Below are 8,016 nucleotides of genomic sequence, written 5' to 3'. Positions count from 1 at the left end.
AAATAGATCGTTAAGGTGATGATAAGGATCCCTACAAGAAATAGATAACATTCTACACGAGTACTTATAAATTGCAGGTATTCAATAATGGTCATTCCTGTTGTGAGAAGGTTCAAGTAAATAATCAGACTTATTCCTCCGGAAACAGCCAGTCCAAAACCAACAAACAATACGAACATACGTAACACCATACCTTCCGCCTCTACCCTCTTTTTGCTTGTCCTTTTATACTACAGTTTATGAAGGCAGACGGGAGATATGACGAAATTGGGTGTAATGATTAGTTCTGCTGTTTATCTGCTTTCACGTTTTCAACAGGCAGGAAATAGGAAGATGGTTTCCCGATCAGACCGATTGTAGATGTTGTTTTACTGTTTGATAAATGGTTGACTAAGTAATATCCGGCCGCATATCCGAGCATTTTCGGAAAGTTTTTTTGACCGAGCAGTAATTGATCATGCAGGGGATCAATTCTTGTAATCTTCAAATTCGGTTTGATCCATTTCTTATAGTATTGAGACATTTTTTCATTTTCATATGCCCTGGTCCAAGAAGCCACATATTTTTCCCCGCAGTATTCCTTTACTGCATATTCCGCTAATCCCTCAAAAACAATCGAATCCAAAAGCGTATACTCTTCATCATTTTTGTTCAACTTGGCCATTCTCACACAATGATGATATTCATGGGCAAATAATGCCTCATACTCTTTATTGTCTCCCCCGTCTTTGAGGAATAAATATATTTCATCTTTAAAACATACCCCGGACTTTTTCATAGATGTCTGGAACCATCCCCTATTTTCGTGAATGGGCAGGAGGTAAATCGGAACATTGGGTCCATCCCACTTATATCGATATTTCCTTTCTAACTTTGCAAAGAAATCCCAGATCTTTTTTTCTTTCATTGATTGAAAAATCATTTTTGCTGCCGGTGATGGACGGTACATCCCATGCTTTATTAAATATCTGTATAAAGATTCTGTATCCTTTTTTCCTTGTTTCGTGTTTTTTAAGATTTCTAAAGGATCATCCAGTGATTCAGTCAGCCAATTTTGTGTAGGAGCAATCGTCACCTGCATCCCTCTTTCTTTTTTTACATGTATATGGTGTGATTAGCAGGTTTAGTAATGGAAGATGGCTGGGAGAATCGTTAAGCTGTAAGAAAAGAATAACTTTTTATCGTGCTGCCGGATGAGACTGCTCTACGACATCAATAAATTAGTATTATTATGTATGTTAAAGATCTAAAATGGATCGGATTTCCCAATGAAGTTTCTGCTCGACCTACTTTTAACCCCTATCTCTAAATGTTCTTCTCTGCTTCTTAAAACGTAAAAAAGCGCACAAATGATTATTTATCATTCGTACGCTTTTCAACTATCAAACTGACATTAGTTTGTATATTTTTTGAACACAAGTGTTGCATTGTGACCGCCGAAGCCCAGTGAGTTACTCATTGCCACATTTACTTCTTGCTTTCTGGCTTTGTTTGCTACGTAGTCCAGGTCACAATCCGGATCTGGTGTATCAATATTGATGGTCGGCGGCAGTACGCTATCCTTCATCGCCAAAACTGTAAAGATTGCTTCTACTCCGCCTGCTGCTCCCAATAGATGACCAGTCATCGATTTAGTTGAACTCATCGCAAGTTTATAAGCATGTTCCCCAAAGACCTCTTTGACTGCCATAGTTTCAAATTTATCATTATAGGGAGTACTGGTTCCGTGAGCATTGATGTAATCCATTTCTTCCGGGCGCACTCCTCCATCGTCAAGTGCCATCTTCATTGCTCTTGCCCCGCCTTCACCTGCTGGTGCAGGTGCTGTGATATGATGGGCATCTCCAGTGCTTCCGTACCCAACCACTTCTGCATAAATTGGAGCACCGCGTCTTAATGCATGTTCCAGTTCCTCCAGAACGACTACACCGGCACCTTCTCCCATTACGAAGCCGTCGCGGTTGGCGTCGAATGGACGAGAAGCTTTTTCTGGATCTGTGTTAGTGGAGAGTGCTGTGTTTGCACAGAAACCTGCGACAGACATTTTGGTAATTGGAGCTTCTGCTCCGCCTGAAATCATGATGTCTGCATCTCCACGCTGAATGACTTTGAAAGCGTCACCGATTGAATTCGTACCAGTAGCACAAGCTGTCACCGTACAAGAATTCACCCCTTTAGCTCCCAGCATGATGGAAACTTGTCCGGTAGCCATGTCAGGTATGATCATCGGTACAAAGAAAGGACTTACTCGGCGATACCCTCGTTTCTGAAACGTTTCGTACTGGTTCTCAAACGTCTCCATCCCACCGATTCCAGAACCGATCCAGACACCTACCCGGGGTGCATTTTCCTCTGTTATTTCTAATTTGGAATCTTTCACTGCCATCATGGAAGCAGCCACAGCATAATGAGTGAAGCGGTCCATCTTTCGTGCTTCTTTGCGCTCCACATATTCTTCGATATCAAAGTCTTTTAATTCTGCTGCAACCTTCGCAGGATATTCATCGGCGTTCAGCCTTGTCAGCGGTCCGATTCCTGTTTTGCCATCAAGTATATTGGTCCAGGTAGATTCGACGTTGTTTCCTAACGGAGTGACAGCTCCTATACCTGTGATGACTACACGTTTGTTATTCATTTAATCCATCTCCTTTTATTCATCTATGGAAGAACTCGATTTCTTATTATTTACCCCAGCGCATGACAATCGCGCCCCACGTCAGGCCGCCGCCAAATCCGACCATCACTACAACATCATTGTCTTTGATACGCCCATCTTCTACATCTTCAACAAGTGAGACAGGAATCGAGGCAGCAGATGTATTACCATATTTGTTTACTGTTTTGGACATTTTTTCAATCGGCAGATCCAGACGTTGTCTTGCTGCCTCCATGATGCGTATGTTAGCTTGATGAGGGATCAAGAAATCAACATCTTCTTTCTTCAACCCTGCTTTTTCAATAACATTTACACTGGATTCACCCATTTGACGGACAGCAAATTTAAATACTTCACGGCCATTCATCACGATATTTTCTTCTTGATATAAGTGTTTAGCACCAGAACCATCTGCTCCAAGTTCAAAAGCGAGGATCCCTTTCCCGTCAGGCACTGGTCCAAGCACGGCAGCTCCTGCAGCGTCACCGAATAATACAGCTGTATTGCGGTCGTCCCAATCTGTAATCCGTGAGAGCTTCTCTACACCGATGACAAGGATGTTCTTGTAAACTCCATTAACGATGAACTGTTTTCCTGTAATCATTCCATACATAAATCCTGCACATGCCGCGCTTATATCCATTGCAGCAGCTTTTTTGGCACCTAATCTGTCCTGCAGCTGGCAGGCAACAGATGGAAATGGACGATCCGGTGTTACGGTGGCAACCAAAATCAAATCGAGGTCCTCTGCAGAAATATCTGCATCTGCTATTGCTTTTTTGGCCGCTTCAAACGCCATATCCGACGTATTGATATGTTCACCGGCAACCCTTCTCTGTTCAATTCCTGTTCTCGTACGGATCCACTCATCAGACGTATCCACCATTTTTTCTAAATCTGCATTTGTTAATACTTTTTCAGGAAGGTAACGCCCAATTCCGATTATCCCTGCATTCATACTGGCATCCCCTGCTTTCATTTTTTATCGTATTTTACTCTTATATTAGTTTATTATCAATTATTAAGACTTGGTACTAATTTTATCGAAAAATTCCTTTTTATGCAATGTTTTTATGATTCTTACATTCTAGATAATCACCCGAAACCTTAATATGGCAGGAGTTTTTTATAATTGTTCGTACAAAAAAGGACTGTTCTTAAGTGAACAGTCTTTTTTGTATACGATTAATCATTATGTATGGCATCTTGCTTTCCTAATTCATAGGCTTCCCCCATCACCTGGGTAAAGAGGGTCATAAAAGGCTGAATCATTTCAGGGGATAGTTCGATTCCCGCTTCATCCAACGTCTGCTTTGCCTGTGGTAAGTATTTCATAGCGATTTGCATAAATTCCATTGTTTTATCTTGATTCATTACTTAGCTTCCTTCCCGTTTGGTAATTTTCCTGTGTCGATATACTGCTTAACATGCTGATTCATAGCAGTCTTGAAATCATCAGAGATTAACGGACTGAATTTTCCAAGGGAAATGACTCCGTCTTTAAAATCAAATTCGAGATTTCCTGAAGGCAGCTCCCCTTCTGAAAACTTATCCGCCACCACCCCATACAGCTTATCCGCATGCTGGACAGTGCTGGTAAGAACTGTGGACTCACCTAAATCCGATTGGTCGGAAACATATCCGATCGCAAACAACCCTCGTTCTTTGAGTTCTTCGATCACAGCTACATTATAGCCGTCCCCGGCAGGATATACAACATCCGTATCCTTACGTAATAAAGATGTTAACCGGTCCAGTGCAGATTCTTTGTCATTCCAGTCCTTTGTATATTCAACAACTACTTCAACTTCTTTGTTCTGGTGCTTCGCCCCGTCAACGAAACCTTCTACTTCCGGCTGCCAATCAAATGCAGCGATCACACCGATTTTATTCGTTTCAGTATGATGAGCCGCTGTCATGCCTCCGAAGAATCCCATCGCATACCCGTTAAACTTCAAGCTTGTTGTGTTCTTTTCTTGAGCATTACCGTTAAAACTGATAAAACGAATATCAGGGAATTCATTTGATAGCTCGTTGAATATATTAGCATACTCGCTGCCATGACCGAAAATCAGGTTGACATCGTCTTTTTTATATTCTTGGATTGCTTGTTCTATTGATGTGTCATTGATCATGCTCTCTTTATAGAATACGTCTACTTCGTGATCTGATTGTATACTTAATAAACCTTTGTAACCTTTTGTCCCCCAGACACCATCATTTATTGTTTCAGGGACGAGCAAACCCACATTTTCTAATTCATCAGACGTATCTTCATTCATACATCCGTTTATTACAAGTGCTAAAACCGCCAGAATTAGAAAACCCAGTCTCTTTTTCATGTGCAGCAACTCCTTTAAAACTCATGCAGCGTCGATAAGAGCAGTATCAATAGAAAAATATTACACCAATATATCTTTACACCAATATATCTATTTTACCTTCATCCGTATACATATAAAAGAGAAATTTTTCTTATTCTGTTTTTCACAGAAAGCTTAATATATGTTTCTGCTCCTTCAAAATAGCATCATGAGATTTTGAAGGGTGGACAGTGATGAGCTCCCCTTCAGGACTTCTTTCTTGTATGACGGGAGTAGTTAATTCTTGCGTAATATATGACAGTGCTTCTTCCCAGCTGTTTTTGGACAAGGATTTCAAGGAATAGGTTCCATGGTCCGCTGAATGCTTAATGATGTAATTCGCTGCGTCTTTTACATAGATAGCCCCGCTTGGATCATCTGAATAATGCAGCTCTTCTTCCTTTTTCCCTTGGAGCAGCTGTGAAAATAAAAAATGATCAGGCTGATGAGCCCCATAAAGGGTTGGAAGATAAAACGTCGTTATGTCTGCTTTACCGGCAGCAATGATTTGGCTTCTCTCAGTCTTGTTCGATAAAATTTGTACGATCTCAGGATATTCTTCATTCTGATCCAGACACTGTTCAATCAAGGAAAGACATATGGGCTTGTTCTCATTGAATTGGTCATAAAAAGGGAGAAACAATCTGCAATCAACCGGAAGTTCCTTATTCCATGCATGTGCAGGAACGTACTGTAGGTTCGCGTTTCTCCCAATTTCCATCCATTTATCCTTCGTCTCCCTATCATCATCGACGGCCGTCACAGTCCAACCTTTTTCAAGCAGTGCACTACATAGTTCAAACCCCAAATATTGCTGGGCAGCCAGCACTATTGCATGATTCAATTCACTCACTCCTAATCAAAGCTATAATTCTTTCTCGTGCAAGGCAAAGTACGAGGCAAATTTCAATCCAAGTGAATACCTTTTTTCAGGAAGTACATAAAAGAGATCAGTTGAAATTTTTTTCTCCAAACGATGTTTATATATATCTTTTATGAGAGGGAATTGATTTTTATAACGATTAACATTATAGGATTGGGCGATATATAGAGGGATAGGGATGTCCTTAAACAATTCATAATCATCCTCGAAATGCATGAGAATCTGTTCATAGTCCTCTTTTTTCATACCACGGGAACGAGATAATTCCTTTACCAATTTTTTATAGAAAAATTTTTGCTCCTTTTCCTGCCGGATCAGTTCGGAAAGGGAAAGACACGGAGTGAGCATCACCACTCCCCTTATATTGTTTTCCATCATAGGGTAAAGTCCCTTAAATACGAGTGTTCCCATCCCTTCTGTCAAGATATGAATCTTGCTATTGATGATTTCTGTCCGTTTCACATATTGATAGAGTCTGCCTGCTAACTCCACTGCCTGAGTGCTGCCCCAATTTGCTCCATACAGATTGCTATAGTAAACAATATACCCTTTGGCCGTAAGGTCTTTGAGCCATTTCTTCCTGGCTTCATGCTGGTCCCAAAAACTGGTTCTTTCATCTACATAATGATGATGGTCGCCGAGAATCATAACAGCAAATCCATTTGGTCTTTCAGGATAATGAATCATGCACCACTCCCGGTCTAATTGAAACAATCGCTGATTCATTGAAATTCTCCTTTTACATAGTGAGTCAATATAGTGTATGTGCCGTAAACATTTTTGAAAGGAGATTTGCCCATTAACTAGAAAAAATGTAAACAAGTCATATACTGCGACAGAGCCGATGATAAGGGTTACATTTTCACATATTCGCCATTTATTATTTAAAAAAGGTGTGGTATGATAAATAGGATTGAAAATGGTGGAAACCATCTACATATGGTTGAAAATAGAGGAATGAGGTGACAGGCGTGAGATTTTTCTGGACATTTTTCTGGGCATTTCTTTTGACTCAAATGTTAACTTACGTTGTAAGTTCAATGAACGGATTAACGTATCATTTTGAAACAGGATTGATTTTATCAATCGGTATCACAATTTTGATTTTTGTAATTACATTAATCATTCCAAACGATCCAGTCGAAGATCATTAAAAAGCAGCCTGTTCAGGCTGCTTTTTTTATTACTGCTCTTTTAGATAATACTTTTAATGCTGCTTTGCTAGCTGATCGTGAGAATCAGTCCTTGATGATCGGAATCGATGACTACTTCATTATCAGATCCGATGTTTCCAGCTATCAATTCCCTTGCAAGTTTCGTTTCAACTTCCTTCTGAAGGTATCTCTTTAATGGACGAGCCCCGTAAACAGGGTCGTAAGCATATTTTGCGATGAATTCCTTCGCTTTTTCAGTCATGGAAATGCTTATATGCTGATCTTCTACACGCGACCGTAATTCCAGGAGAAGCTTCTCAATGATCGCTTTTACATTTCCAATACTAAGGGGCTTAAAGAGGATGATGTCATCCACACGATTGAGAAACTCAGGTCTGAATGAGCTCTTTAGCTGCATCATCACCAGCTCCTTGGTATCATCATCAATTTCTTCTTCTCCTTTATCTCTTTCCAATAAATGTGAAGAGCCAATATTGGAAGTCATGATAATGACCGTGTTTTTACAATCAACCGTTCTTCCCTGTGAATCGGTTATACGACCGTCATCAAGCATTTGCAGTAAAATATTGAATACTTCAGGATGTGCTTTTTCAATTTCGTCAAGCAGGACCACGGAGTAAGGCTTCCTTCTGATGGCTTCTGTCAGCTGACCGCCTTCCTCATAACCTACATATCCGGGAGGTGCTCCAACCAGCCTGGATACTGCATGCTTCTCCATATATTCAGACATATCAATTCTTATCATTTGTTCTTCACTGTCAAATAATGTGTGGGCAAGTGTTTTAGCAAGCTCGGTCTTCCCCACCCCTGTGGGACCCAGGAAAATGAAAGAGCCGATCGGGCGATTAGGATCTTTGATTCCGGCTCTTGCACGTATTACGGCATCACTGACCAGTTTTACCGCTTCTTCTTGTCCAATGACACGTTCATGTAATAGTA

General features: G+C 40.6%; 10 protein-coding genes. 1 reads left to right on the top strand and 9 read right to left on the bottom strand.

The genetic code is table 11. The features are described 5' to 3' along the window. The 8 genes from HP456_RS16635 to HP456_RS16600 form a co-directional block, all read right to left on the bottom strand. Positions 1–191: YuzI family membrane protein (locus tag HP456_RS16635; RefSeq protein WP_172253123.1), on the bottom strand; the 191-nt coding region annotated here is incomplete at its 3' end. 89 nt (positions 192–280) lie between these two features. Continuing rightward, positions 281–1,075 carry a DUF2268 domain-containing putative Zn-dependent protease gene (locus HP456_RS16630; protein ID WP_172253121.1) on the bottom strand — a complete coding sequence of 265 codons (795 nt, stop codon included), beginning with the start codon at positions 1,073–1,075 and terminating at the stop codon, positions 281–283. A gap of 318 nt (positions 1,076–1,393) precedes the next feature. Beyond that, entirely contained in the window at positions 1,394–2,635 is a 1,242-nt protein-coding gene (gene fabF / locus HP456_RS16625) for a beta-ketoacyl-ACP synthase II (RefSeq protein ID WP_172253119.1), read from the bottom strand. Between the two features lie 46 nt (positions 2,636–2,681). Continuing rightward, positions 2,682–3,614, bottom strand: coding sequence for a beta-ketoacyl-ACP synthase III (locus tag HP456_RS16620; protein WP_172253117.1), 933 nt, complete (start codon positions 3,612–3,614; stop codon positions 2,682–2,684). 227 nt (positions 3,615–3,841) lie between these two features. Further along, entirely contained in the window at positions 3,842–4,030 is a 189-nt protein-coding gene (locus HP456_RS16615; RefSeq protein WP_172253115.1) for a ComZ family protein, read from the bottom strand. After that, positions 4,030–4,998, bottom strand: coding sequence for a BMP family ABC transporter substrate-binding protein (locus tag HP456_RS16610; protein ID WP_172253113.1), 969 nt, complete (start codon positions 4,996–4,998; stop codon positions 4,030–4,032). Before HP456_RS16610 ends, HP456_RS16615 begins: the two co-directional genes overlap by 1 nt. 145 nt (positions 4,999–5,143) lie before the next feature. Further along, entirely contained in the window at positions 5,144–5,863 is a 720-nt protein-coding gene (locus HP456_RS16605) for a hypothetical protein (protein ID WP_172253111.1), read from the bottom strand. A 21-nt stretch (positions 5,864–5,884) separates the two neighbouring features. Next, a complete protein-coding gene (locus HP456_RS16600; RefSeq protein ID WP_172253109.1) occupies positions 5,885–6,628 on the bottom strand; it encodes a hydrolase in 744 nt (247 codons plus the stop codon). Between the two features lie 236 nt (positions 6,629–6,864). On the opposite strand from HP456_RS16600, the gene HP456_RS16595 reads away from it, so the two are divergent. Further along, entirely contained in the window at positions 6,865–7,056 is a 192-nt protein-coding gene (locus HP456_RS16595; protein WP_376766229.1) for a YjzD family protein, read from the top strand. Positions 7,057–7,123: 67 nt separating this feature from the next. Here the strand turns inward: HP456_RS16595 and HP456_RS16590 are convergent. Beyond that, positions 7,124–8,016 (bottom strand): AAA family ATPase (locus HP456_RS16590; RefSeq protein ID WP_172253105.1); only part of this gene is annotated, 893 nt, incomplete at its 5' end.

The organism is Bacillus haikouensis (assembly GCF_013179555.1).
GTDB lineage: Bacteria > Bacillota > Bacilli > Bacillales > Bacillaceae_B > Rossellomorea > Rossellomorea haikouensis_A.
Note: the sequence above shows the minus strand (reverse complement) of the source record. Positions and strands in the feature narration are given on the sequence as shown.